The sequence below is a fragment of the Pseudomonas sp. 2FG genome (assembly GCF_005502935.1).
GTDB lineage: Bacteria > Pseudomonadota > Gammaproteobacteria > Pseudomonadales > Pseudomonadaceae > Aquipseudomonas.
In genome coordinates, this window is the sequence record NZ_SCMP01000001.1 from 278,724 (window position 1) to 303,931 (window position 25,208).

General features: G+C 62.3%; 19 protein-coding genes. 6 read left to right on the top strand and 13 right to left on the bottom strand.

Going from position 1 to position 25,208, the window contains the following annotated elements; translation table 11 throughout:
• Window positions 1-2 precede the first annotated feature (2 nt).
• From FFS13_RS01250 to FFS13_RS01280, 7 genes are all read right to left on the bottom strand, one after another.
• Window positions 3-1,346 (bottom strand): TadE/TadG family type IV pilus assembly protein, encoded by a 1,344-nt coding sequence (locus FFS13_RS01250; RefSeq protein ID WP_137817309.1) that lies wholly within the window; start codon window positions 1,344-1,346, stop codon window positions 3-5.
• 11 nt (window positions 1,347-1,357) lie between these two features.
• Window positions 1,358-1,630, bottom strand: a complete 273-nt coding sequence (locus FFS13_RS01255) for a hypothetical protein (protein ID WP_137817310.1) — start codon at window positions 1,628-1,630, stop codon at window positions 1,358-1,360.
• Between the two features lie 25 nt (window positions 1,631-1,655).
• Window positions 1,656-3,173: a type II and III secretion system protein family protein gene (locus FFS13_RS01260; protein WP_137817311.1), complete on the bottom strand. Its 1,518-nt coding sequence runs from the start codon at window positions 3,171-3,173 to the stop codon at window positions 1,656-1,658.
• 147 nt (window positions 3,174-3,320) lie between these two features.
• Window positions 3,321-4,127: a Flp pilus assembly protein CpaB gene (gene cpaB, locus FFS13_RS01265; RefSeq protein ID WP_137817312.1), complete on the bottom strand. Its 807-nt coding sequence runs from the start codon at window positions 4,125-4,127 to the stop codon at window positions 3,321-3,323.
• A gap of 12 nt (window positions 4,128-4,139) precedes the next feature.
• Window positions 4,140-5,474 (bottom strand): AAA family ATPase, encoded by a 1,335-nt coding sequence (locus FFS13_RS01270; RefSeq protein ID WP_137817313.1) that lies wholly within the window; start codon window positions 5,472-5,474, stop codon window positions 4,140-4,142.
• 15 nt (window positions 5,475-5,489) lie between these two features.
• Window positions 5,490-6,017 (bottom strand): prepilin peptidase, encoded by a 528-nt coding sequence (locus FFS13_RS01275; RefSeq protein WP_137817314.1) that lies wholly within the window; start codon window positions 6,015-6,017, stop codon window positions 5,490-5,492.
• Window positions 6,018-6,046: 29 nt separating this feature from the next.
• Window positions 6,047-6,241, bottom strand: a complete 195-nt coding sequence (locus FFS13_RS01280; protein ID WP_137817315.1) for a Flp family type IVb pilin — start codon at window positions 6,239-6,241, stop codon at window positions 6,047-6,049.
• Between the two features lie 413 nt (window positions 6,242-6,654).
• On the opposite strand from FFS13_RS01280, the gene FFS13_RS01285 reads away from it, so the two are divergent.
• Entirely contained in the window at window positions 6,655-7,533 is an 879-nt protein-coding gene (locus FFS13_RS01285) for an AraC family transcriptional regulator (RefSeq protein ID WP_137817316.1), read from the top strand.
• Between the two features lie 5 nt (window positions 7,534-7,538).
• Here the strand turns inward: FFS13_RS01285 and ligA are convergent, their stop codons facing one another.
• The 5 genes from ligA to FFS13_RS01310 form a co-directional block, all read right to left on the bottom strand.
• Window positions 7,539-9,926 (bottom strand): NAD-dependent DNA ligase LigA, encoded by a 2,388-nt coding sequence (gene ligA, locus FFS13_RS01290; RefSeq protein WP_137817317.1) that lies wholly within the window; start codon window positions 9,924-9,926, stop codon window positions 7,539-7,541.
• Window positions 9,927-10,055: 129 nt separating this feature from the next.
• Window positions 10,056-10,889 (bottom strand): cell division protein ZipA, encoded by an 834-nt coding sequence (zipA, locus tag FFS13_RS01295; protein ID WP_137817318.1) that lies wholly within the window; start codon window positions 10,887-10,889, stop codon window positions 10,056-10,058.
• 171 nt (window positions 10,890-11,060) lie between these two features.
• Entirely contained in the window at window positions 11,061-14,549 is a 3,489-nt protein-coding gene (gene smc, locus FFS13_RS01300) for a chromosome segregation protein SMC (protein ID WP_137817319.1), read from the bottom strand.
• A gap of 32 nt (window positions 14,550-14,581) precedes the next feature.
• The gene (locus FFS13_RS01305; RefSeq protein WP_137817320.1) at window positions 14,582-15,241 is read right to left on the bottom strand and encodes a GntR family transcriptional regulator; all 660 of its coding nucleotides are present in this window, start codon (window positions 15,239-15,241) and stop codon (window positions 14,582-14,584) included.
• A 371-nt stretch (window positions 15,242-15,612) separates the two neighbouring features.
• Entirely contained in the window at window positions 15,613-17,262 is a 1,650-nt protein-coding gene (locus FFS13_RS01310; protein ID WP_137817321.1) for a phosphoethanolamine transferase, read from the bottom strand.
• A gap of 331 nt (window positions 17,263-17,593) precedes the next feature.
• Here FFS13_RS01310 and xdhA point away from each other — a divergent pair, with 331 nt between their 5' ends.
• From xdhA to guaD, 5 genes are all read left to right on the top strand, one after another.
• The gene (gene xdhA / locus FFS13_RS01315; protein ID WP_137817322.1) at window positions 17,594-19,048 is read left to right on the top strand and encodes a xanthine dehydrogenase small subunit; all 1,455 of its coding nucleotides are present in this window, start codon (window positions 17,594-17,596) and stop codon (window positions 19,046-19,048) included.
• Window positions 19,041-21,437: a xanthine dehydrogenase molybdopterin binding subunit gene (xdhB, locus tag FFS13_RS01320; RefSeq protein WP_137817323.1), complete on the top strand. Its 2,397-nt coding sequence runs from the start codon at window positions 19,041-19,043 to the stop codon at window positions 21,435-21,437. Before xdhA ends, xdhB begins: the two co-directional genes overlap by 8 nt.
• A gap of 53 nt (window positions 21,438-21,490) precedes the next feature.
• Window positions 21,491-21,664: a hypothetical protein gene (locus FFS13_RS19690; protein ID WP_171006392.1), complete on the top strand. Its 174-nt coding sequence runs from the start codon at window positions 21,491-21,493 to the stop codon at window positions 21,662-21,664.
• On the top strand, window positions 21,661-22,509 hold the full coding sequence (xdhC, locus tag FFS13_RS01325; protein WP_137817324.1) for a xanthine dehydrogenase accessory protein XdhC: 849 nt from the start codon (window positions 21,661-21,663) through the stop codon (window positions 22,507-22,509). The genes FFS13_RS19690 and xdhC overlap by 4 nt, the downstream gene beginning before the upstream one ends.
• Window positions 22,510-22,624: 115 nt before the next feature.
• Window positions 22,625-23,929, top strand: a complete 1,305-nt coding sequence (guaD, locus tag FFS13_RS01330; RefSeq protein WP_137817325.1) for a guanine deaminase — start codon at window positions 22,625-22,627, stop codon at window positions 23,927-23,929.
• A gap of 117 nt (window positions 23,930-24,046) precedes the next feature.
• Here the strand turns inward: guaD and FFS13_RS01335 are convergent, their stop codons facing one another.
• The gene (locus FFS13_RS01335; RefSeq protein WP_137817326.1) at window positions 24,047-24,814 is read right to left on the bottom strand and encodes a GntR family transcriptional regulator; all 768 of its coding nucleotides are present in this window, start codon (window positions 24,812-24,814) and stop codon (window positions 24,047-24,049) included.
• Between the last annotated feature and the right edge of the window lie 394 nt (window positions 24,815-25,208).

Consider the following 25,208-nt stretch of genomic DNA (forward strand, 5'->3'; position numbering starts at 1 on the left):
TCCTACGAATCGGTGCTCGGCGTCTGGATGTTGTCGATATAGGTCTTGTACAGCTGGATGATCTGCGGCCCGGCGTCATCCACCGGGGTGGGGCCGGGAACGGCATCCCCTTCGCACTCCTCGACGAACTGGCCGAAGATCTGCGCCTGGTTACCTTGCTGAGATACCGTCTGCAGCACGAAGAAGCAGCCGAAGCCCAGCACCGGTAACGTGCTTTGCCCGCCGTCTTCGCCCGTGCACTCACCGATGACTATCTTCAACATACGTCGCTCGAAGACCCCATTTGCTTCGCAGCCACCGGGGCAATTGGCGACGCTCTGCTTCCAGTCGTTGTAATCGAGCAGCGCCGTGGTCGCGGTAGACAGGTCGCCGTTATTGGCAGTGACCTCCTGGCCCTGATACTGAATCTGCGGCGGCGAAGTGCTGTCGTTATAGGTCATCTTCGGCGTACTGAAGCTGGTCACCAGGTCCGGGGGACAGGTGTTCGCGCTGTTGTTCATCGGTCCGCTGTACACGCCAAAGCGGGTATTCAATCCCTGGGAAACCGGACCCACAGCATTGCCCGGCTCGGTATCCACGGTGTCGCCCACTCCATTGCACTGCTCGATGCCTCCGCACAAGGCGGCGCGCACATCCGCCGCGCCGTTGTTGCCCGGCAAGCGGATCAACTGGAAGTTGCCCGGCCCGATTGACGGAGCGTTGCCGGCCGCGCTTTTCAATACCTCCAGGTCGCCAAATTGATAGCCCCAGAACACCCCGTTGTCCGGGTCGTACTGGTTGGGGTCGCCGCAGACCATCAAGGGCGCGATATCGCAGGGGGCCGTCGGGCTGGGCCCGGCGGTGGCGATAGCCGCCACGGCCTTGGCGCCCAGGCCGCCATTGCCGAACGACTGGGCGAAGTTCCAGAAAAACCCGGCCAAGGGATACGTCGGCACCGACACCCGTACATAGCGGGCATCTGCCGGCCCTGGGAAGGAGAAAGGCCCGTAGACACTGTTGGCCAGCTCCACCACCGCGAAGCCGGCGACATTACCGCCGATGGCCGCCGCCAGCTCGCTGTTGCCAGTGGCGTTGGCATTTTGCGTCAGCGTATTGCGCGCGGCATCCCGCGCCAGGGTGGATGCATTGGCAGTGCCCAGCACCTGCTGGAGAGTCTTGGCACCACTGAGGGCAGCGGCATCCACGGTGTTTTGCAGGCGCGTCTTGTTTACCAGCATATGGCCGCCGTCCAGCGCCAGCGCCCCCATCAGCAGCATGGCCGCCAAGGCGATCACAACCAGCACTATCACCGCCCCCCGCTGGCGCCCCGGCGTCGCGGTGAACGGCCGTTGAAGACGGGGGTTCATAGTCGTAGTCCTCAGTTACCGATATTGATCTGGATCGGCTGGCCGACCTCAGCCGCATCGCCGGTGACGCCACGGAAACCGTCCATGACCCTCTCGGTCAGCGGACCATCGGTGCCGGTTGGCGAAACTTCCGTACCCGGGTTGGCGGCCCGCTCCTTGTCGGCGATCTGCTGATAACTGGTCTGGTAGACGCTGTAGCCCAACGTACCGACCCGCCCTTCCTCGTAAGTCATGCAGCCGGACAGCGCAGATACCAGCAGACAAAGGGGAATCATGGTTTTCATGGTCGTTGCCTCCACCTTGTTGCACCTAGTTGAGATCATGGCCAAAGCTGCCCTCGCTAACCCCGAGACTGACGGGAACCGGGCGGTCAGGCCCAGGGCCCTTGGTCTTGCCGAGCAGGTAGAAGTCCAGGTCGCTCGGCTCGACGAATTTCTCGGTGGGCAGGCGCACGGTCCTGGCGTCCACCGGCTTGGCCAGGTGGGGTGTCACCAGGATCACCAGCTCGGTTTCGCCATTGATGAACGACTGGCTGCGGAACAGATGCCCCAGCACGGGGATATCACCCAGCCCCGGGAAACGGCTGACGAAATCGCGGGTGTTCTCGCTGATCAAACCGGCGATGGCGATGGTCTGGCCATTGCCCAGCTCGACGGTGGACTCGGCGCTGCGCTTGGTCAGCGAGGGGATGACCTGGGTTACCCCCTCACCCAGAATGCTGTCCAGGCCGGTATCCAGCACCAGCGAGTTGACATTGGAAAGCTCGCTCACCGAGACATTCAGGTTGAGGTTGATGCGCCCGGAATCGAGCACCACCGGGAGGAACTTCACCCCGACACCGAACTCCTTGAACTCGATGGTGATGCCATCATCCTCGGTGATAGGAACCGGGAACTCGCCACCGGAAATGAACTCCGCCTGCTGCCCGGTGAGGGTGGTCAGGGTCGGTTCCGCCAATACCTTGGCCGAGCCATTGTCCTTGGACGCCTCCAGCACCACGTTAAAGAGGAATTCGTCCGAGAGGAACTGGGCAAATAAGCCCGTACCACCGCCGATAAGCGAAGCGGGTGGAAGAACCGCGCCACCTCCGGGGGTCAGGCCCAGCCCCTGACCATTGTTGAAACCGCCCCCGCTCCAGCGGCTGGAAGAGCCGAAGTCCAGGGCGTTGAAGCGCACGTTGAGATTCTTGACCAGGCTGCGCTGCATCTCCGCCACCTTGACCTCCAGCATCACCTGCTGGCTGCCGCCGACGGTCAGCAGGTTGATCACATCCAGCGTCTGGGTCGGCGCCGCCACGGCGGCCTCGCCCTCACCCTGGACCACGCTCGAAGTTTGCGCGGTATAGGTCTTGGCCAGCTTGACCGCGGTATCCATGGCCGCCGCGCTGCTGACCTGGCCACGCAGCACCAGGGCGCCCTGGGCGCTGAACACCTCGATGCGCTCGTTGGGCAGCAACTGGTGCAGCTTGCTCTTCAACCCGTCGAGGTCATGCACCACTTCGAGGTCGAGGGTTTCGATCAGACGGTTGCCGCTGTCCCACAGCAGCACGTTGGTGCTGCCCAGGGAGCGGCCCAGCAGATAGAGCTGGGTCGGGCTGGTGACCAGGATATCGGCGATTGCCGGGTTGCCGACCGAGATCCGCTTGACCGGCGAGCGCGTACTGAGCACCCGCGACTTGTAGATCGGCACCTGGATATGGCCGGTATTCGCCGCCGGCATGGCTCTCACCGCCGGCAGCGGCTCGGCCGCCTGCACTGCAGCCAGCAACAGCAGCCATGCGCCCAGGGTGTGCAACGCGTATGTCCCGAGTCTCTGGATGGTGTCCATGTACTACTCCTTGCTTGTTATGCCGCTTGCCTGCTTACAGCCCGTAGGGTGCATTCGCCTGCCAGGGCAACACCGCCTACCCCGAACCCTCCGATGCTCAGCGGGACCGCCCCCGGCGCAATGCCTACGGCGATTGCGCCCTACCACTTATAGCTGGGCTTTCGCCACATTGACTTCGGTACCGCGAATCACGGTGATACTGCCGCCACCACCGCCGCTACGGCGCACCACCGGTTTGGGCGCGGCCGGAGCCGGTGCCGGTGCCGGCTGTTGCGCCACTGGCAGCAGCGGCGGCTTTTTTTGGTTGTCCAGCGGGTTGCGCAGGGCCAGTTGCAGCTTCCCTTCGGTCATCGCCTTGACCAGGATTTCCGCCTGTTCTGGGGCCATCTCCAGGGTCACCGCGCGCACCACCACCGGCTGGGTCTTGTCGGTGCTCGCGGTCTGGTCCACTGCCAGCACGCGCAGGTCCTCGAGGATGGTTTCCGACTGGGCATTGCTGTTGTTACCAACCTTTTTTGTCGCCAGCACATCGACCCGATTGCCCGGCAGCAGGAAGCCTCCGACGCCGACCACATCGTCCACTCGCACCGAGATGGCGCGCTTGTCCCGCTCGATCAGCGAGGCCAGGGTGCTGCCCCCGAGGTGCTCGGCCAGGCGCGCGCCGCGCAGGATGTCGCCGCGCAGCATGGCGAAGGTGGCGATCTTGCCCACCACCTTGTCGGTGGTCTCGAAGGCATCGTCCGGCACCGTGTCCTTGGGCATGCGCACCAAGGTGACCTGCTGGGCCTCGACCATCTGCCCGAAGGGAATCTCCACCGTGGCGACCACCACGTTCTGCAAGTTGTCGTCCGGGCTGGCATTGAGCCGTGCGCTCAGCCAGTTGTTGGCCATCCAGGCGGCGCCCAGACCCAGGATCAGGGAAAGGGCAACCAGGGTGAGAGTACGAGAACTCATGTCTGTATCTCCTTATCCGAGAAAGTCGAGCTGGACGAAGTAGTTGCGCCAGGCCCACTCCAGCTCACTGGGAGACAACGGCCCGGAACCATCCAGGTAACGCTGGCGGTCCCGCGCCATGCCGAGCAGGTCACGCGGATGGCAGGGCACCAACGGCATGCCCTCGGCCTCATACAAGCCTTGCAGCACGTAGCGCAGCAGGAGCGGGTCAAAGGCGATACCCAGACGCTCGGTTTCCTGGCGCCAGATGCGCTCGTACTCTTCCGGCTTGAGGTAGTTGAAATGCAGCTTGTAGCCAATCCGCCGGAGGAAGGCCTCATCGGCCAGCTCCAGCGGGTTGAGGTTGGTGGAGAACACCAGGATCAGATCGAACGGCAGCTCGCAGTGGCGCCCACCGCCGAGGTTGAGGAAGTCGCGCTTCTCCTCCATCGGCACTATCCAGCGATTCAGCAGCTCGGCCGGGGCCATGCGCTGGCGGCCCATGTCATCGATGATGAACAGGCCATTGCTGGCCTTGAGCTGCAAGGGAGCCTGGTACTGGCGGGTGAAGGGGTCATAGCGAACATCCAGCTGTTCCATGCTCAATTCACCACCGGTGATGACGATCGGGCGTTTGCAGCAGAGTAGTCGACGATCGATCCCTTCATTGAGCAGCAGGTTATTCTGCTGTTCGTCATCATCCAGGCGCTGGTGTACCTGGGGGTCATAGATCTCGATCACCGCTTCGTTGATCGCGATGGCATGGGGCACCCAGATGGCCTCGGCGAACAGGCGGATCAACCGGCTACTGATATAGGTCTTGCCGGTGCCCGCAGGGCCGTAAATCATGATGGCGCGCCCGGAGTTCAGCGCCACGCCCAGTTGATCGAGCATACCCTCCGTGAGCACTACGCCACCGAAGGCGGAACGCATGTCGCGTGCGGTGATACGGCCATGGTGGATGGTCTGCACCTTCAGCAGGGAACGGTAGGCACTCACCGGATAGGGCGCCGCGCCGATATAGCCGCTGCGCGCCAGGGCATCGCGGGCGGCGCTGCGGCCACGCTCGGTCAGGCCGTAGCGCAGCGATTGGCCACCGGTCTGGCCGCCAGCCTGACCGAGAACCTCGACGCGGCCATCCTTGCGCAGGAAGGCGAGGATCTCTTCCAGTACCGCGCCGGGCAGCGCCAGACGCTCCACCAGTCGCGGCATGTCCAACACGCCGGCATCGTGCAGGTGCTTGCACACCAGATCACCGAGGAAGTTGTCTGCCAGGCCGGTCTCGCGGATGGTGCGCGGCTGCGGAGCCAGCCGCTGCACCGCTTCCCGCTCGCTGGGGTAGGCACCGCTGTCGCTGATGGCGTACATAATTAGCCTCCCGAGCTACTGCCCGAAGGGTAGCCAGAAGATGCTGGTCAGGGTGCCGAGTAGGATTGCAACCGAATAGGGGAAAGGCTTGCCGGCCACCTCATCCGCTGCCGGCACCAGATAAGCACGAGCCCTTAGCATCAACCCGTAGCGCGCTAAGGTCTGCAGCAATTGGCCGCGAAAAAGGACAATCAAGAAACCACAAAAACCACCGGCAATCAGGCTGAAGAGCGCAGCCCAGAGAGCGCCATTCGGGGTAAGAAAGACGCCGACCATGGCCATCAGCTTGACGTCTCCGGCAGCCATCCCTCCCAGGACGTACATCGGGAGAAATATGGCAAAGCTGATCAGCAGACCCAGCAATCCATTACCCAACCCGCTTACTCCTGAGGAATAAGCCTGACCGGCCAAGCCCAAACCCAGCCCCAACAGAACCAGCAGGTTGGGAATACGGTGGTGGCGAAGATCGCTCACCACCGCAATGCCCAGCAACCCTGACAGCCCTAGCAGCAAAATAGTGATATCCATCTGCTCCATGGGCATAGCTGCATCTCCGCCGGGAATTACCGCTATCAGCACGCAACGTTATTATTAACGGCTTGGCACAGAGCCGTAATATTGTTCCCTACCTCTGTTCCCAGAAGTATGAACGCAGCGGCAACTGCTACCGTTACCAGCCCACCTGCCACCGCGTACTCCACGATGGTCAGGCCATCCTCATCCTTGACGAACTTCAGCACCGAAGTCTTGATCGCTTGCAGAATCATTTTGCTCACCTCACTCGAGTGTGGTTCATCCAAGGCAGTGCTTCGTGCACCGCCTACCTGCACCCTAGTTGCCGGCCATAAGAGGGGGTAGGAGTTTTTTGCGAATAGCTAGGACTTTTTTGCTGTCATGATCAGGACAGCAAAAGCAATGCGCTCGGCTTCCGCAAAAGCTGCGAAAAACGTAAGAGAAGGAATGACTTACGGATGGTTCTGCAACTAATTCGCAAGCGACCAACGGTCGATCCTGAGCGCGTCGATAAAAAACGAACAGTCCGCGTGGCTCCACGCGCTCAGCGAAACTTAGAACACAACGAACTAAGTTAATTTTTCATTATCGGGATTTGATCTTTTCGGTAATGGCACAGTGACAATACTGCTGGATGGGGGACTACACAGGGCGCAGAGCTAAGCAGATGAAGTCTAACTCGGCCAGAAAACCATTCCTGTTATGGCTCGATCTGACCCACGATCGATCCACGGAGGAACTCATCGCGCAATTCAATGCCACCTGCGACTGCAGGCTGGCGAAAGAACCCGTGCTTGCCAGCAGGGAGCCAGGCCCGCAGGCGGACATGATCTGCATGCATTTCGATCGCCCCGACGTGCTGGGCCTCAACCTGTTGCTGGAGCTCAAACGCAGCGTACCCTCCATCCCGATCACCATGTTCACCGTGCAGCACTCGGAAGAGCTAGCCGTCTGGGCCATGCGTTCGCGGGTCTGGGAATATCTGGTGCTGCCCCTCTCGGCCGCCGAGAAGAATCGCTACTTGCACGCCCTGGAGCAGCTCTGCGAGCTGCGCCGTAACGCTAATGGCCCCGGCAAGAAGCCGCTGATCGAGCACTACCCGTCCCTGCCGGACAGCATCCGGCTGACCGCAGAACACCAGAAGCACCAGGCTCTCAACAAGGTGCTGCAGTACATCGACCAGCATTTCCGCGAGAGCATCGACCAGAAGGAGCTGGCGCAGCGCTGCGGCATGACCGCATTCCGCTTCAGCCGCCTGTTCAAGGAAGTGATCGGCCTTGGCTTCATGGACTACGTCCTGAACAAGCGCATGGAGTTCGCCAAGGAGCGGCTCGACAACAGCCAGATGCCCATCACCAGCATCGGCTATGAGGCCGGCTTCAAGGACCCCTCCTACTTTGCCCGCGCCTTCAGGCAGTTCGCCGGCTGCACGCCCAGCGAATACCGCCAGGCGCACCGCCCTGGAGTGCCTGTAGCGGCAGAGCCGGCAGTGGATGATGCACTGCTAGAGGTGGTCGACAGCCTGGTGCTGGGTGTCGGGGCCTGACGCGCCTAGCCCAGGCTGCCCAGCACAGCCAGAAACTCCGCCTCATCCAGCACCTTCACCCCCAGCTCGCTGGCCTTGGCCAGCTTCGACCCCGCCCCGGGCCCAGCCACCACGCAATGGGTCTTGGCCGACACCGAACCAGACACCTTGGCGCCCAAGGCCTCCAGCTTCTCCTTGGCCAGCTCCCGACTCATCACCTCCAGCGTGCCGGTCAGCACCCAGGTCTGCCCTGCCAGCGGTAAGCCCTCGACGGTCTTCTTCGCACTTGCCCAGTGCATGCCAAACTCGCGTAGCTGCGCCTCGATGGCTCGCGCACGCTCGACATTGGCCGGGTTATCGAAGAACTCACGCAGCGACTTGGCGGCCTTCTCGTTCAGCCGCTCGACCTGGCGCAGATCCAGCCAGTCGGCGTTGATGATGGCCTCCAGCGAACCGAACCTGGCGGCGAGTTTTTCCGCGCCGGTAGCCGCGATGAAGGGGATATTCAGCTTGTCGATAAAGCCCGCCAGGCTGGCGCAGGCGGCGAACTCCGGATGCAGGTCGCCCTCCTCCTGCAATTCCAAGCCGCGCTCCAGCAGTTGCGCGATCACCGAGCGGTTGTGCTCGTCCTCGAAGAAACTGTGGATCTCATGGGCGACCTCCGCCCCGACATCCGGCAGATACGTCAGCACTTGCGGCAGCGCCTGCTGGATGCGCGTGAGCGAGGCCAAGGCGCGGGCCAATACCTTGGCCGTTTCTTCGCCAACATCGGGAATCCCGAGCGCGTAGATAAACCGCGCCAGGGTCGGCCTCTTGCTCTCGGCAATCGCCGCCAGCAAGTTCTGGGTGGACAGCTCGGCGAAGCCTTCCAGGTCGACGAGCTGCTCGAAGCGCAGAGTGAACAGATCGGCGGGCGACTGCACCAGCCCCTCGTCCACCAACTGCTCGATGCTCTTCTCGCCAAGCCCTTCGATGTCCATGGCACGCCGGGACACGAAGTGAATGATCGCCTGTTTGAGTTGCGCGCCACAGGCCAGGCGACCGACGCAGCGATACGCCGCGCCTTCACTGACGGTTTCGCGGCCCTTACTGCGTTTGATCAGCTGGGTGCGCTCGACTGCCGAGCCACAGATCGGACACTCGCTCGGCACCTTGACTGTTCGTGCTGCAAGTTCATCCGCAGACCAGTCAGGGCGCCGCTCCAGTACCACCTGCACCACTTGCGGGATCACATCGCCCGCGCGGCGAATGATCACGCTGTCACCGACCACAAGCCCCAGCCGCTCGACTTCATCCATGTTGTGCAAGGTGGCATTGGACACGGTGACGCCAGCCACCTTCACCGGTTTCAGGCGCGCCACCGGGGTGACGGCGCCAGTACGACCGACCTGGAACTCCACCGCCAACAACTCGGTCAGCTCTTCGCTCGCCGGGAACTTGTGGGCAATCGCCCAACGCGGCTCACGGGCGCGGAAACCCAGCTCGCGCTGCCAGGCCAGGTTATTCACCTTGAACACCACGCCATCGATTTCATAGGGCAGCGCGTCGCGCTTCTCGCCGATGGCACGGTAGTAGTCCAGGCACTCTTCGGCGCCCTGGGCCAACTTCAACTCGTGACTGATCGGCATGCCCCAGCCCTTGAGAGCTGCGAGGATGCCGATATGGGTGTCCGGCAGCTCGCCCTGCACCTGGCCGATGCCGTAGCTGCAGAACTCCAGCGGGCGGCTGGCGGTGATTTTCGGGTCCAGTTGGCGCAAGCTGCCGGCCGCGGCATTCCGCGGATTGGCGAAGGTCTTGCTACCGCTCTCCAGCGCGCGGGCGTTCAACGCATCAAAGCCGGCGCGGGACATATACACCTCGCCGCGCACTTCCAGCACGGCCGGCCAGCCGCTGCCTTGCAGCTTGAGCGGGATATTGCGCACGGTACGCACGTTGACGCTGATGTCCTCACCCGTCGCGCCGTCGCCACGGGTGGCGCCGCGCACGAGCTGGCCATCGCGGTACAACAGGCTGACCGCCAAGCCGTCGAGTTTCGGTTCACAGCTGTATTCCACCGCCGCGCCCGCGCCGAACAGGTCGCCGGCAGGCAACTCATCGGCCAAGCCTTCGCGCACGCGGCGGTCGAAGTCCCGCAGGTCGTCTTCGGCAAAGGCGTTGCCGAGACTGAGCATTGGCACTTCGTGCTTGACCTCGCCAAAGGCCGACAGCGCCAGGTTGCCGACGCGCTGGGTCGGCGAGTCGGCAGTCACCAGCTCGGGATGCTCGGCCTCCAGCGCTTTCAGCTCGTGGTACAGGCGGTCGTACTCGGCATCCGGAATGCTCGGCGCGTCGAGGACGTGATAGCGGTAGTTGTGCTGATCCAGCTCGGCGCGCAGCTCTAGGATGCGCTCGGCGGCGGTTTTGGCATCGGTCATGGGCAGAACTCTCGAAACGAAAAGAGCAGCCGAAGCTGCTCGATTGAACTGTAGGGTGCGCCGTGCGCACCACTGGGGCTCGGTGCGCATAGCGCACCCTACGATAAGGATCGTAGTGAGACGTCGGCCCTAGCGTTTGTGGGTCAGCAGCTTGCGTTCGAACTCGACGATGCGCTGGCGGTAATGCTCGATGGTCTGCGCCGTCATGACGCTGCGCTGGTCATCTTTCAGCTCGCCATTCAGTTCGTGCGCCAGTTTGCGTGCGGCGGCAACCATCACATCGAAGGCTTGCTTGGGATGACGCGGGCCCGGCAGGCCGAGGAAGAAGCTCACCGCGCGGGTGCTGAAATGGTCGATATCGTCCAGGTCGAAGGTTCCCGGCTTGACCCCGTTAGCCATGGAGAACAGCACTTCGCCATTGCCGGCCATGCTTTCGTGGCGATGGAAAATATCCATCTCACCGAAACGCAGACCACTTTCCAGAATATTCTGCAGCAGCGCCGGGCCATTGAAGCCTTCACCTTCGCGGGCGACGACGTTGATCACCAGCACTTCCTCGACCGGTGGCAGGTCTTTGCTGTCTTCCTGGGCGCTGATTTTGCGTTTCTTCGGTTCGGCGTCATCGACCGGATTGAGCAGCGTCGGCACCGGCTCGTCGAGACCGAGATTGAGGTCGCCCTGATGCGGCTCGACCGGCGTGCCCCGGCGGCGATTGAGCTCGCGCGCACTCATGGCCGGCAGGTCTTCTTCCTCCAGCCCGGGCTCCTGATGACGCCCCAAAACCCGTGACGGCCCGAGCAACTCCGGGGCGCCATCATCATCCGGCAGGTTGGAGAAACTCCGATCGAGCCTGAACTTCAACTTGCCCTTACCACCGCTCATACGCCGCCAGCCATCGAAAAGAATGCCAGCGATAACAATGATGCCGATGACGATCAGCCACTCGCGCAGACCGATTTCCATGTAACTCCTTAACCCCTAAAAATGATGATGAAGAAAGGGCGTCCTCGCCCCCTGAAACGCGGACAACTGTATGTTCTTACAGCTGTTTTCCGCGCGTAACAAAAGTGTGGCTTAAGCTAGCACGACAAACGGCATTTTTGCACCGTCGGCTAGCCAATCGGCCAGGCGGACTCAAGCCTCGACCATGGCCAGGGCTTCCTCCACATCCACCGCCACCAACCGCGAGCAGCCTGGCTCATGCATGGTCACCCCCATCAACTGATCGGCCATTTCCATGGCGATCTTGTTGTGGGTGATATAGATGAACTGCACCTTCTCCGACATCTCTTTCACCAGCCGCGCATAGCGACCGACGTTAGCGTCATCCAGCGGCGCATCGACCTCGTCGAGCATACAGAAGGGTGCCGGATTGAGCTGGAAGATGGCGAAGACCAGCGCCAGCGCGGTCAACGCCTTCTCACCACCGGAGAGCAGGTGGATGGTGCTGTTCTTCTTGCCCGGCGGGCGCGCCATGATAGTCACGCCCGTATCGAGCAGATCTTCGCCCGTCAGTTCCAGATAGGCGTTGCCGCCGCCGAAGACCTTCGGGAACAGCGCCTGCAGGCCGCCGTTGATCTGGTCGAAGGTTTCCTTGAAGCGGTTACGGGTTTCCTTGTCGATCTTGCGAATCACGTTTTCCAGGGTATCCAGCGCCTCGACCAAGTCGGCGTTCTGCGCATCCAGGTAGCGTTTACGCTCGCCCTGCTGCTGGTATTCGTCGATGGCGGCCAGGTTGATCGGGCCCAGGCGTTGAATCCGCGCGGCCAGCCGCTCCAACTCTTCTTCCCAGGCCCGCTCGTTGGCCTCGGCCGGCAAGGTGGCGAGCACGCCATGCAGGTCGTAATGGTCTTCCAGCAACTGATCCTGGATGGCCTTGCGGCGCACGCTCAGCGCTTGCCACTCCATGCGCTGCTGTTCGAGTTGGCCACGCAGCAGTTGTGACTGCTGCTCGGCCTGAGTCCGGCGCTTTTCCGCGTCGCGCAGTTCGCGGTCGGCATCTTCCAGCGCCAAACGGGCCAGCTTGAGTTCGTCTTCCACGCCCATGCGCTTGTCGAGCAGCTCTTCGAGCTTCATGCGCAACTCTTCCAGCGGCGCGGCGCCCTCGTCCAGGTTGAGATTGAGCTGCTCGCGCTTTTCGCTCAGGCGCTCGGCTTGCAGCTCGAGCCGCTCGAGGGCCTGACGCGTCGAGTCATGCTGCGCCTTGAGCGAGCCAAGCCGCACGGCCAACTGATGGGCATGGTCCTTGTGCTGACGGGCCTCCTGGCGCACCCGATCGAGACGTTCGCGCAACTGATCGCGCCGGGCCAGTAGCTGTTCGCGCTGCTCGGTGTCGATGGCCATGGCGTCCAGTGCATCTTGCAGTTGCAGGCGCGCTTCGCCCAACTGTTCGTGCTCGATGGCGCGCTGTTCGCCGAGCTCGCTGAGCTCGGCGTCGAGACGCCGACGCCGCAGGGTCAACTGCTCGACCTTGGCCTGCCCGGCGGATAGCTGCGCCTTCAACTCGCCCTGCCGCCGAACTTCCTCCTGCAGGCGGCGACGTTGCTGCTCGCGCGCCTCTTCCTGTTGCTGTTGGGACTCGCGCAACGCCAGTAAACGCTCGTCGAGGCTGGCCAACCCGGCTTCACGCTCTTCACGCTCCAAGCCCAGGCGTTCCAGTTCCTGAGCACGGGCCAGTACGCCGCTTTGCGCTTCACTGGCGCGCCGCACGCGGAGGAAATGCCGGCCGACCCAGTAACCGTCACGACTGATCAGGCTTTCGCCCTCGGCCAACTGGCCGCGCCGGGCCAAGGCGTCATCGAGGGACTCCACCGGCTTGACCTTGGCCAACCAGGGCGCCAGATCGACGCTGACCTCAACCTTATCCAACAGGCTGCCAGCAACCCGGGCGCCACCTTTGGCCGGGCTGACCAGGCGCAAATCGCCTTGAGCGAAACCCGCTAGATCCAAACCGCTGAAGTCGTCCAACAGCACGGCGTGCAGATCGGCGCCGAGCACGGTTTCCACCGCCAACTCCCAGCCCGGCTCGACCCGCAGACCTTCAGCCAGGCGCGGACGCTCGCTCAGCTGCTGCTCGCGCAACCACTCGGCGACGCCTGTGCCGGGATCGAGCGCGGCTTGTTGCAAGGCTTCCAGCGAGGCCAGCCGGCCGCTCAGCCGCTGCAACTCGCCTTGCGCCTGCTGCTGCGCCTGACCGGCTTGCTGCAATTCACCACGCAGTTGCTGCAGACGCTCCGCCTGTTGTGCATCCGCGGCATGCAGCTGTTCCAGGCACAGCTCGCTGCTGGCGACTTGTTCACTCAGCTCGAGGATCGCCGCATCTTCCGGGTCGGCCGACAGCTGCACGCGCTCGTCACCCAGACGCCGCTGGCGCTCGGCCAGACGCTCGAGGCTCTGCTCCAGTTGCTGGATGCGCGACTGTTGCACCTCGGCCTGACGCCGCGGTTCGGCGGAACGCTGGTTGAAGCCATCCCACTGCTCCTGCCAGCCGTGCATGGCAGTTTCAGACTCTTCGAGCGTTGCCGCCGCCTCTTCCGCGGCGGCGCTGGTCATTTCCTGCTCGGGTGCGAGCAGCGCCAGCTCCTCACCGAGGGTAGCCAGCAGCGTACGGTCGTGGCCGAGGTGGGATTCGGTTTCCAGGCGCGAACGCTCGGCCTCGTTCAGATCATCCTGCAGCTGGCGCAGGCGTTGCTGGCCGTGCTGGATGCTCTGCTCGACGCGGGCGATATCCCCACCGACGGAATAGAAGCGCCCCTGCACCAGATTGAAACGCTCGGACAGCTCATGATGGCCATCACGTAGCCGCTCGATGCTGGCATCGGCATTGCGCTGTTCGGCGACCAAGGCTTCGAAACTGATTTCCTGATGGCCGATCACCACCTCGCGCTGGCCGACCTGCTCGTTCAGCGCCTGCCAGCGCAGGGCCGACAGCTGGGCCTTGAGCTGGCGCTCTTCGGCCTTGTATTCCTGGTACTTCTCCGCCGACTGGGCCTGACGGTGCAGGCGGTCGAGCTGGCGCTCCAGCTCTTCGCGCAAGTCGGTCAGGCGCGCGAGGTTTTCATGGGTGCGGCGGATGCGGTTTTCCGTCTCGCGGCGGCGCTCCTTGTACTTGGAGATGCCGGCGGCTTCCTCGATGAAATTCCGCAGATCCTCGGGCTTGGCTTCGATCAGCTTGGAGATCATGCCCTGCTCGATGATCGAGTAGCTGCGCGGGCCCAGGCCGGTGCCGAGGAAGATGTCGGTAATGTCGCGGCGCCGGCATTTAGTGCCGTTGAGGAAATAGCTGTTCTGGCTGTCGCGGGTGACGCGGCGGCGGATGGAAATTTCCGCGTAGCCGGCATATTCGCCGACCAAGGTGCCATCGGAGTTATCGAAGATCAGCTCGATGGAGGCCTGGGTCACCGGCTTGCGGGTGTTCGAGCCGTTGAAGATGACGTCGGTCATCGACTCGCCACGGAGGTTCTTCGCCGAACTCTCGCCCATCACCCAGCGCACGGCGTCGATGATGTTGGATTTGCCGCAGCCGTTAGGCCCGACCACCGCCGCCATATTGCTCGGGAAGCTGACCGTGGTCGGATCGACGAAGGACTTGAAGCCCGCCAGCTTGATGCACTTTAGCCGCATAGATCGCCTTCCCTAGCCCAAGCCCCAAGCACTTAGCGTTCGGCCAGCGCGGCGAGAACCATCTGGCAATTGTGCTTGCCGTAGGCACTCAGCACTTCGCGGATCTGCTGCTGGTCACGGGCAATCACCGCCTGTAGCAAGGCGGCGAAGGCATTGAGGAACTGGCTCATCTCGGTTTTGCGCCGCTCCAGCGCCAAATGGTAGGTGCGGCTGATGGCCGGCAACAGGTTCTCCAGCGTCTCCTGCAAATAGGGGTTATTAGCGAAGGGAAAGGCGGCGCGCATGACGTCGAAGCTGTCTTCGACAAAGGCGTTGATGTCCTGGCGCTGGGCACTGTCAACCAGGCGCTGCTGAATCACCAGGAGTGGCGCCAGGTCTTCCTGAACCCGCCAGCGCTCGGCCACGGCATAACCCAGCAAGATGTACAGCTCCATCACCAAGGCATAGAGGCTCTGCACGTTGTGCGGAGTCAGCTCGGTTACCTGGGCGCCACGGCGCGGCAGGATGGCGATCAGATGGCGGCGCTCGAGGATCAGCAGCGCTTCACGCACGGAGCCGCGGCTGACATTGAGGGATTGGGTGACTTTCAGCTCTTGAATGCGCTCACGTTCTTTCAGCTCACCCCGGATGATGCGCTCCGCAAGGTGGTGAGCAATCTGCTCGGCGAGGCTGTCCGGTGCCTTGAACGTCATGGTTTTCCTTCGAAATCGTGGCTAACGCGCAGGCCGCGAAGTGTAACACAGGGTGTTACCCGGCCAACCCGGATGAAATCGAAGACGTCCCACAGATGAACAAGCAAGGCTATTACCGTCCGCTTAGAGCCTGTTCACGATCTCGCGAGCTAAGGTCAGGCAAGGCCGCGCCCGCTCCATGCGGGCTAGCGGCATTCACCACATCCCTGTGGATCGCGAAATCGGGCGAGAAAGCGCAGTTTACACGTAGTAAATGGGCATTTTGAGCCCGATTTCAACGCGGCATGGCCGACGCGCAGCAGATCATGATCAGGTTCTTAGCCTAGCCACCGTGCCGTTTTGCTCGGCGTGCGGATATGGGAGGGCGCGGCTTATTCGACCGCCAAGGCCTGACGCACAGGCGCGCCCCGACAGGCGGCGAACATATCCAGCGCCGGGTTATAGGCTTTGCTCCGGACTTCCAGCAGACCGAGCATGGAGTGGAACAGGTTGTCCTGACTCAGGGGCTGGTCGCGCTCGGCACGCAGGCAATCAGCATCCAGCGCAAAGGCCTGCTGATAGGAGTCGGAAAACCACGCCAGCATCGCCACATGCTTTTGTTGATCCGGCGCCATCAGATAGGGGGTGCCGTGCAGGTACAGGTTGTATTCACCCAACGACTCGCCATGGTCGGCCAGGTAGAGCATGGCACTGTCCAACTTGCCCTGATTGCTACGCAGCAGGTCGATCAGGCTGGCCAACACATGATCGGTGTAGGCCAGGGTGTTGTCGTAGCCATTGACGATGCTTGCGCGGGAGCAATCATTCAGCGCATTGCTGTTGCAGACCGGGGTGAACCGCTCGAACTCTTTCGGGTAGCGCTTGAAATAGTCCGGGCCGTGACTGCCCATCTGGTGCAGCACCAGCACCGTGTCCTGCTCCAGCTTATCGATGAAGCCCTGTAGATCCTGCAGCAAAATCTCGTCATGGCACTCGCCACTGGCGCAGAACTGCGAGTCGTGGCGATGGCTTAAGTCCTCGAACGCCACCCGCTCACAGGTGCCCTTGCAACCGGCCTGATTGTCGCGCCAGAGCACATGAAAACCGGCGCGCTGCAAGACATCGAGCAAGCCTTCCTGCGACTTCGCCTTGGCCGCGCTGTAATCGCCACGGCCGAGGTTCGAGAACATGCACGGCACCGAGACCGCGGTCTCGGTGCCGCAGGAGCGCACATTGCTGTAGGCAATCAAGCCGCTTTCCGCTTGCAGTTGCGGCGTGGTGTTGCGTGGGTAGCCAAGCACTCCAAAATTCTCCGCCCGCGCGCTTTCCCCGACCACCAACACCGTCAGCGACTTGCGCCGGTGGGTCTGCCAGATCGGCGCTTTTACGGCGTCGACGCCCACCTGCCGGAACGGCTGCTGGCTCGAACTAATCTGCTCGCGCAGATAGCTCAGCGAGGCGCCCACATAGTTACTCGGAACCACCATCAAGCGCAGTTCATGGTGATTACGGAACAGCGAGGAAAGCCCCTGATAGTTAACCAGCGCAACCCCGCCGAGCACCGCCACACAGGCCGCGCCGACGAGCACTTTGCTCAACAGTTCGCGCGGCCAAACCCGGTAATTGACCGGTGTGCGCCAGACCAAGCAAACCGGTAACACGCCTAGCAACAGGACATAGACCGCCAATTCGCTCGACAACAGGTCGCGCACTTCCGCCACATCGGTTTCCGCCGCGTTGCGCAACATGCCAGCGTCGATCAGCACGCCGTACTGGCTCATGAAATACGCCACGCAGGCACTGATCAGCAGCAAGAGCGTCAGTATCGGCTTCAACACCCAGCGAAAAGCCAGCAGCGTGAGCACCAGATTGAAAATCGCCAGCACGATCAGCCCGAATGCCAGCCGCATGAGCAGCCCCTGCCAATCGCCCGAGGTGATCGAGAACAGGTGTTGCCACAGCACAAAGTTGCAGCACAGCAACAGGAACGCACTGCTCAACAGGGTCAATACTTCAGGGCGCACGGCCTTTATTTTCAACATGGAGTTCTGCTCGATCCCACTCAGGACAACGTCAGTCACTGGGTATGGCGAGCCATACCTCTTATGGGGGCGCAGCCTAGGGACGTCGCTATCAAGTTTTCGTGAAAAAAAGCTCAACAAAAGGTTGCCGGCGGGCCAGTGCAGCAGCCAGCCGCAGCTCAAGAACGCAAAGGCCGCAGGCCACCCCACTGGCCGTGGCCGGCTCATAACTGAAAGGCATGACGATTGCCTGACTGCCAGGTCAAATATTTATTGACCCAAAAGTCAGAAAACTCTAAATTCACTTCCATACGAGCCCTCGTAAAAACAATAAAGTGCCTGGAGGTCGTCCTTGATCCAGTTTTTACTCAATCGTGAGCTGCGTACCGAGCAGCGTCTCGACCCGAATGTCACCGTGCTGAACTACTTGCGTGAGCACGTGGGCAAGCCCGGAACCAAAGAAGGCTGCGCCTCTGGCGATTGCGGTGCCTGCACCGTGGTGGTTGGCGAGTTGGATGGCGACTCGATTCGCTACCGCACCCTGAACTCCTGCCTGACCTTTGTGTCCTCCCTGCACGGCAAACAGCTGATCAGCGTTGAAGACCTCAAGCACGACGGCAAACTGCACAGCGTGCAGCAGGCCATGGTCGACTGCCACGGCTCACAGTGCGGCTTCTGCACCCCCGGCTTCGTCATGTCGCTGTTCGCCCTGCAGAAAAACAGTGACGGCCACGACGAGGCCCCCCATCGCAAAGCTAAGGCCCAGGAAGCACTGGCCGGCAACCTCTGCCGTTGCACCGGCTACCGGCCAATCCTGGATGCCGCCGAACAGTCCTGCTGCCAAGCCAAACCTGACCAGTTCGATGCCCGCCAGGCCGAGACCATCGCCCAGTTGCGCGCTATAGCACCTAAGGACATCGCCGAACTGAACAGTGGCGACAAGCGTTGCCTGGTGCCGCTGACCGTCGCCGACCTGGCCGACCTCTACAGCTCGCATCCGGAAGCCCGCCTGCTCGCCGGCGGCACCGACCTGGCGCTGGAAGTCACCCAATTCCAGCGTGCCCTGCCGGTGATGATCTATGTCGGCAACGTCGCCGAAATGAAGCGTATCGAACGCTTCGACGACCGCCTGGAGATCGGCGCAGCCACCGCGCTGACCGACTGCGCCGAAGCCCTCAGCGCGGAATACCCGGACTTCGGCGAGCTGCTGCACCGCTTCGCCTCCTTGCAGATCCGCAACCAAGGCACCCTCGGCGGCAACATCGGCAACGCCTCACCCATCGGTGACACCCCACCGCTGCTGATCGCCCTCGGCGCCCAGATCGTCCTGCGCAAAGGCGAGAACACCCGCACCCTGGCGCTGGAAGACTACTTCCTCGACTACCGGGTGACGGCTCGCCAGGAAGGCGAGTTCATCGAGAAGATCATCGTGCCGCGCGCAAGCAGCCGCCAGGCCTTCCGCGCTTACAAGGTGTCCAAGCGCCTGGATGACGATATCTCCGCCGTCTGCGCGGCCTTCAATCTGCGCATCGAGGGTGGCGTGGTCACGGACGCCCGCGTCGCCTTCGGCGGCATGGCGGCCACCCCGAAACGCGCGGCGGCCTGTGAGCAAGCCCTGTTGGGCGCCACCTGGTCACAGACTGTCATTGAGCGCGCCTGCGCGGCCTTGGCGGAGGACTTCACCCCGCTGTCGGACTTCCGCGCCAGCAAGGAATACCGCCTGCTCACCGCGCAGAACCTGCTGCGCAAATACTTCCTCGAACTGCAAGCCCCTGAAGTCGAAACACGGGTGACCGCTTATGTCTAATCACAGCGTTAAAAAGACCCAGGAAGAGCTGACCGCGCTGTTCCACCAGGACCTCCGCACCGGCGTCGGCCGTAGCGTCAAACATGACAGTGCGGACAAGCATGTGTCCGGTGAAGCGACCTATGTCGACGACCGCCTGGAGTTCCCCAACCAGTTGCACGTCTATGCCCGCATGAGCGACCGCGCTCACGCCCGCATCACCAAGATCGACACCGCACCCTGCTATGCCATCGAGGGCGTGACCCTGGTCATCACCAGCAAGGACGTGCCTGGCCAACTGGATATCGGCGCAGTAGTGCCGGGCGACCCGCTGCTGGCGGACGGCATCGTCGAATATGTCGGCCAGCCGATCATCGCCGTCGCGGCGAAGGATCTAGACACCGCGCGCAAGGCGGCGATGGCGGCGATCATCGAGTTCGAAGACCTCGAGCCGATCCTCGACGTCGAAGAAGCGCTGCGTAAAAAGCACTTCGTCCTCGACAGCCACCAGCACAAACGCGGCGATTCCGCCAGCGCCCTGGCCAGCGCGCCCCATCGCCTGCAAGGCAAGCTGCATATCGGCGGCCAGGAACACTTCTACCTGGAAACCCAGGTGTCCTCGGTGATGCCGACCGAAGACGGCGGCATGCTCGTCTACTGCTCGACGCAAAACCCCACCGAGGTACAGAAGCTGGTCGCCGAAGTGCTCGGCGTGCCGATGAACAAGATCGTCATCGACATGCGCCGCATGGGCGGAGGCTTCGGCGGCAAGGAAACCCAGGCCGCCGGCCCAGCCTGCCTGTGCGCGGTGATCGCGCACCTCACCGGCCGGCCGACCAAGATGCGCCTACCGCGCGTCGAAGACATGCAGATGACCGGCAAACGCCATCCGTTCTTCGTCCAGTACGACGTCGGCTTCGATGACAGCGGCCGCCTGCACGGCATCCAGATGGAGCTGGCGGGCAACTGCGGGTACTCGCCGGACCTGTCCGGTTCGATAGTCGACCGCGCGATGTTCCACTCGGACAACGCCTACTACCTCGGCGATGCCACCATCAATGGCCACCGCTGCAAGACCAACACCGCCTCCAACACCGCCTACCGCGGCTTCGGCGGCCCACAAGGGATGGTCGCCATCGAAGAAGTGATGGACGCCATCGCCCGCTCCCTCGGCAAAGACCCGCTGGAGGTGCGCAAGGCCAACTACTACGGCAAGACCGAGCGCAACGTCACCCACTACTACCAGACAGTGGAAGACAACCTGCTCGAAGAGATGACCGCCGACCTCGAGGCCAGCAGCGACTATGCCAAGCGTCGCGAGGAAATCCGCGCGTTCAACGCCAAGAGCCCGGTGTTGAAGAAAGGTCTGGCGCTGACGCCGGTCAAGTTCGGCATCTCCTTCACCGCCACCTTCCTCAACCAGGCCGGCGCGCTGATCCACATCTACACCGACGGCAGCATCCACCTGAACCACGGCGGCACCGAAATGGGCCAGGGCCTGAACACCAAGGTGGCGCAAGTGGTCGCCGAAGTGTTCCAGGTCGATATCGAGCGGATTCAGATCACCGCGACCAACACCGACAAGGTGCCGAACACCTCGCCGACCGCCGCCTCGAGCGGTGCCGACCTGAACGGCAAGGCTGCGCAGAACGCCGCCGAAATCATCAAGAAGCGCCTGGTCGAGTTCGCCGCGCGGCACTACAAGGTCACCGAGGAAGACGTCGAATTCCGCAATGGCCACGTACGGGTGCGCGACCAGATACTGACGTTCGAGGAGTTGATCCAGCAGGCCTATTTCGGCCAGGTGTCGCTGTCCAGCACCGGCTTCTATCGCACCCCGAAAATCTTCTACGACCGCAGCCAGGCGCGCGGTCGGCCGTTCTACTACTACGCCTACGGTGCCGCGTGCGCCGAGGTGCTGGTGGATACCCTGACCGGCGAATACAAGATGCTGCGTACCGACATCCTGCACGACGTCGGCGCCTCGCTGAACCCGGCCATCGACATGGGCCAGGTCGAGGGTGCCTTCATCCAGGGCATGGGCTGGCTGACCATGGAAGAGCTGGTGTGGAACGCCAAAGGCAAGCTGATGACCAACGGCCCGGCCAGCTACAAGATTCCGGCGGTGGCCGATATGCCGCTGGACCTGCGCGTCAAGCTGGTGGAAAACCGCAAGAACCCGGAAGACACCGTATTCCACTCCAAGGCCGTCGGTGAGCCGCCATTCATGCTCGGCATCGCCGCCTGGTGTGCGATCAAGGATGCCGTCGCCAGCCTGGCCGACTATCGCGCGCAACCGGCGATCGATGCCCCGGCCACGCCGGAGCGCGTGCTCTGGGGTGTGGAGCAGATGAAGCAACTGCAGCAGTCGGCCAAATCCGCTGCCGCAGTCGAGGTCGAACCCGCCTGAGCCACGTAGGAGCGGGCCTTGCCCGCTCCTACAAAAATAAACGGTGCACAACAATGACAACACACACCGAACATTCACCAGAAGCACCGGCGCAACAGGCTCGCGAAGCACTGCCGCCGCTACTCCTACTGGAGCCGCTGGGCACGCCGACGCGTCCGCACAAAGACGACGACTGGCGCCTGTCGCGCTCCGCTCGCCCACTACGCACCTGGAGGCTGAGCAAATGAGCTGGATCAGCGCCCTCGCCGACCTGCAGCAACAAGGGCAACCTTGTGTGCTGGTGACCATCATCGAAGAGCGCGGTTCGACGCCGCGCAACGCCGGCTCGAAAATGGTGGTCACCGCCGAGCGGATCTTCGAAACCATCGGCGGCGGCCACCTGGAATACAAGGCGATGAAAATCGCCCGCGAGATGCTCGAAAGCCGCAGCCAGGACACCCGCCTGGAACGCTTCAGCCTCGGTGCCAGCCTCGGTCAATGCTGTGGCGGCGCCACCGTGCTGCTGTTCGAGCCGATGGGCCAGCCACAGGCACAGATCGCCGTGTTCGGCGCCGGGCATGTCGGTCGCGCCCTGGTGCCACTGCTGGCCAGCTTGCCGTGCAAGGTGCGCTGGATCGATTCGCGGGAAAGCGAATTCCCCGCGCAACTGCCGGCCGGGGTGGAAAAAGTCATCAACGAAGAACCGGTCGATGAAGTAGAGAACATGCCAGCCGGCAGCTACTACATCGTCATGACCCACAACCATCAGCTCGACCTGGAGCTGACCGCGGAAATTCTCAAGCGCAACGATTTCGCCTACTACGGCCTGATCGGCTCGCGAACCAAGCGGGTCAAATTCGAACACCGCCTGCGAGAGCGCGGTTTCCAACCCGAAGTCGTGCAACGTATGCGCTGCCCCATGGGCCTGCCCGAGGTGAAGGGCAAGTTGCCGATTGAGATTGCCGTGTCCATCGCCGGCGAGGTGATAGCGACCTACAACGCCACGTTTGGTGAACAAAAGAGCAGCCAGGACGGCAAGCAAAGCGAATCCGTCGCCAAGCTGCTCCCCAGCTCACGCCGCGTCCATTCGTAGGGTGCGCCGCGCGCACCGATAACAACGTACTGCCGATGGTGCGCACAGCGCACCCTACATCGAAGCCAGCCTTCTAGGCTCACGGCGTTAACAACAAGATTGAGACGAGAGTTACATGACCAGCCACATAAAAGCCTACCGTGCCGCCATCCTGCACAGCATCGCCGACCCCGCCGAAGTGGGTATCGAGCAGTCTTACCAGTATTTCGAAGACGGTCTGTTGCTGGTCGAAAACGGCCAGATCTCTGCTGTCGGCCACGCCAAAGACCTACTCCCAGCTCTGGCCAACACTGTCGAAGTGACCGAATACCGCGATGCGCTGATTACCCCGGGCTTTATCGACACGCACATCCACTACCCGCAGACCGGCATGATCGCCGCGTATGGCGAGCAACTGCTGGACTGGCTGAACACCTACACCTTCCCCACCGAAAAGCAGTTCGCCGACAAGCCGCATGCCGCCGATGTGGCGAGCATTTTCCTCAAGGAACTGCTGCGTAACGGCACCACCACCGCGCTGGTGTTTGGCACTGTACACAAGCAATCGGTCGATGCCTTCTTCGAGGCGGCCGAGGCACTGAACCTGCGGATGATCGCCGGCAAGGTGATGATGGACCGCAACGCCCCGGACTACCTGACCGACACCGCGCAATCCAGCTATGTCGACAGCAAAGAGCTGATCGAGCGCTGGCACGGCAAGGCCCGTCTGCACTATGCCGTGACCCCGCGCTTCGCGCCGACCAGCACGCCCGAACAGCTGACCTACGCCGGCAAGCTGCTGCAGGAATATCCGGGCCTGTACATGCACACCCACCTCTCGGAAAACCTCGACGAGATCGCCTGGGTGAAAGCGCTGTTCCCAGAGCAGAAAGGCTATCTGGACGTTTACGACCACTTCCAGCTACTCAGCGAGCGCTCGATGTTCGCCCACGGCGTGCATCTCTGTGATGAAGAGTGTCAGCGTCTGGCGCAAACCGGCTCGGCCATCGCCCACTGCCCGACCTCCAACCTGTTCCTCGGCAGCGGCCTGTTCAACCTCAAGCAAGCCGAGCAGTTCAAGGTCAATGTCGGCCTGGGCACCGATGTCGGCGCCGGCACCAGCTTCTCCATGCTGCAAACCCTGAACGAGGCCTACAAGGTCCAGCAGTTGCAGCGCAACAAACTCAGCCCGTTCAAGTCGCTGTACCTGGCCACCCTCGGCGGCGCTCGGGCGCTGCGGCTGGAGGACAAGATCGGCAGCTTCGCCAGCGGCAACGATGCGGACTTCATCGTGCTCGATTACCACGCCACACCGCTGTTGTCCTACCGCTTGCAACAGGCCAAGGATGTCGAAGAAAAACTCTTCGTGCTGATGACCATCGGCGATGACCGTGCGATTAAAGAAACCTTCGCCGCCGGCCGTTCGGTGCACCAGCGCTGAAATGCCAAGGCCCCGCTGCTTGCGCGGCGGGGCCTTGGATTTACCGTAGGAGCGGGCCATGCCCGCGAAGCTTTTGCGTTGCTTGTTTCGCGGGCATGGCCCGCTCCTACAACAGCCTTAGCGCGGCGTCGCCGCGCGCGTGGACTTCTTCTTGGTCTGCAGCAGGTGCGAGAACACCGCATGCAGATCGTCGGAAGCGCTTTCTTCGTCCAGATTCAGTTTGCTGTCGATATGATCCATGTGGTGCATCATCAGGCTCACGGCCTTGGCCGTGTCCCGCGCCTCGATGGCGTCGATCAGTTGATTGTGTTCATCGTATGAACAGTGCGAACGGCTGCCGCTCTCGTACTGGGCGATGATCAACGAGGTCTGCGACACCAGGCTGCGCTGGAAGCTGATCAAGGGTGCGTTCTTCGCCGCCTCCGCCAACTTCAAGTGGAACTCGCCGGAGAGGCGGATACCGGCACCGCGATCGCCGCGGGAGAAGCTGGTCTGCTCGTCGCTGACCATCTGCCGCAACTCAGCCAACTGCTCAGCCGTCGCATGCTCGACCGCCAGTTCGGTGATCGCGCGCTCGACCATCCGCCGGGCGTAGAAAATCTGCCGCGCTTCCTCCACGCTCGGGCTCGCCACCACCGCACCGCGGTTGGGGCGCAGCAGCACCACACCTTCATGGGCCAAGCGCGATAAGGCCCGGCGGATGATGGTGCGGCTAACGCCGAAGATCTCGCCCAAGGCCTCTTCGCTCAGCTTGGTACCCGGCGCCAGGCGCTGTTCGAGGATGGCATCGAAGATATGCGCGTAAACGATATCGTCCTGGGTCCCGCTGCGGCTGCTTTTGCCGGTACGCGGTTGCTTCTTGAGGGGCTGTAATTGTTCGTTCATTCGGGCTCGCGTCAAAGAGGTCGGCGGTCATGCGAGACTCTACTGCCTTTCCCCGGGCTGCTGGCAAGCAGCAATAGCGGAAAGTCAGAGGATAAAAGTACTGACATATTGTACACAATCAAACCTGCCTGCACACTTTGCGCCCCACCGCATTTGCCTGCGCGCTAGTGGCCTGTACGGCTAGTTGGTTAACTCAAGTTCGGATGCCTGGAGCCCTGAGACAAGGCGCGGCGACGAGTCATAGCAGGGCTATGGCGAGGAGCGGCAACGCCGTATCGGGGTTTCAGGCGCCGAAATTGACTAATTGAACTAGCCACACAGGCCACGAGGCCCTCGTCCATTCCGTAAAGGTTCCTGGCTGGCTGCCTATTGCTCTGCTCAGCCGAGCGCGCCT

Coding starts and splice junctions, on each gene's coding strand:
- FFS13_RS01310 (WP_137817321.1), bottom strand. CDS start 17,262: ATGTTGAAAATAAAGGCCGTGCGCCCTGAAGTATTGACCCTGTTGAGC.
- FFS13_RS01275 (WP_137817314.1), bottom strand. CDS start 6,017: ATGCCCATGGAGCAGATGGATATCACTATTTTGCTGCTAGGGCTGTCA.
- smc (WP_137817319.1), bottom strand. CDS start 14,549: ATGCGGCTAAAGTGCATCAAGCTGGCGGGCTTCAAGTCCTTCGTCGAT.
- FFS13_RS01250 (WP_137817309.1), bottom strand. CDS start 1,346: ATGAACCCCCGTCTTCAACGGCCGTTCACCGCGACGCCGGGGCGCCAG.
- FFS13_RS01260 (WP_137817311.1), bottom strand. CDS start 3,173: ATGGACACCATCCAGAGACTCGGGACATACGCGTTGCACACCCTGGGC.
- guaD (WP_137817325.1), top strand. CDS start 22,625: ATGACCAGCCACATAAAAGCCTACCGTGCCGCCATCCTGCACAGCATC.
- xdhB (WP_137817323.1), top strand. CDS start 19,041: ATGTCTAATCACAGCGTTAAAAAGACCCAGGAAGAGCTGACCGCGCTG.
- FFS13_RS01305 (WP_137817320.1), bottom strand. CDS start 15,241: ATGACGTTCAAGGCACCGGACAGCCTCGCCGAGCAGATTGCTCACCAC.
- FFS13_RS01255 (WP_137817310.1), bottom strand. CDS start 1,630: ATGAAAACCATGATTCCCCTTTGTCTGCTGGTATCTGCGCTGTCCGGC.
- FFS13_RS19690 (WP_171006392.1), top strand. CDS start 21,491: ATGACAACACACACCGAACATTCACCAGAAGCACCGGCGCAACAGGCT.
- cpaB (WP_137817312.1), bottom strand. CDS start 4,127: ATGAGTTCTCGTACTCTCACCCTGGTTGCCCTTTCCCTGATCCTGGGT.
- xdhC (WP_137817324.1), top strand. CDS start 21,661: ATGAGCTGGATCAGCGCCCTCGCCGACCTGCAGCAACAAGGGCAACCT.
- FFS13_RS01270 (WP_137817313.1), bottom strand. CDS start 5,474: ATGTACGCCATCAGCGACAGCGGTGCCTACCCCAGCGAGCGGGAAGCG.
- FFS13_RS01335 (WP_137817326.1), bottom strand. CDS start 24,814: ATGAACGAACAATTACAGCCCCTCAAGAAGCAACCGCGTACCGGCAAA.
- FFS13_RS01285 (WP_137817316.1), top strand. CDS start 6,655: ATGAAGTCTAACTCGGCCAGAAAACCATTCCTGTTATGGCTCGATCTG.
- ligA (WP_137817317.1), bottom strand. CDS start 9,926: ATGACCGATGCCAAAACCGCCGCCGAGCGCATCCTAGAGCTGCGCGCC.
- zipA (WP_137817318.1), bottom strand. CDS start 10,889: ATGGAAATCGGTCTGCGCGAGTGGCTGATCGTCATCGGCATCATTGTT.
- FFS13_RS01280 (WP_137817315.1), bottom strand. CDS start 6,241: ATGATTCTGCAAGCGATCAAGACTTCGGTGCTGAAGTTCGTCAAGGAT.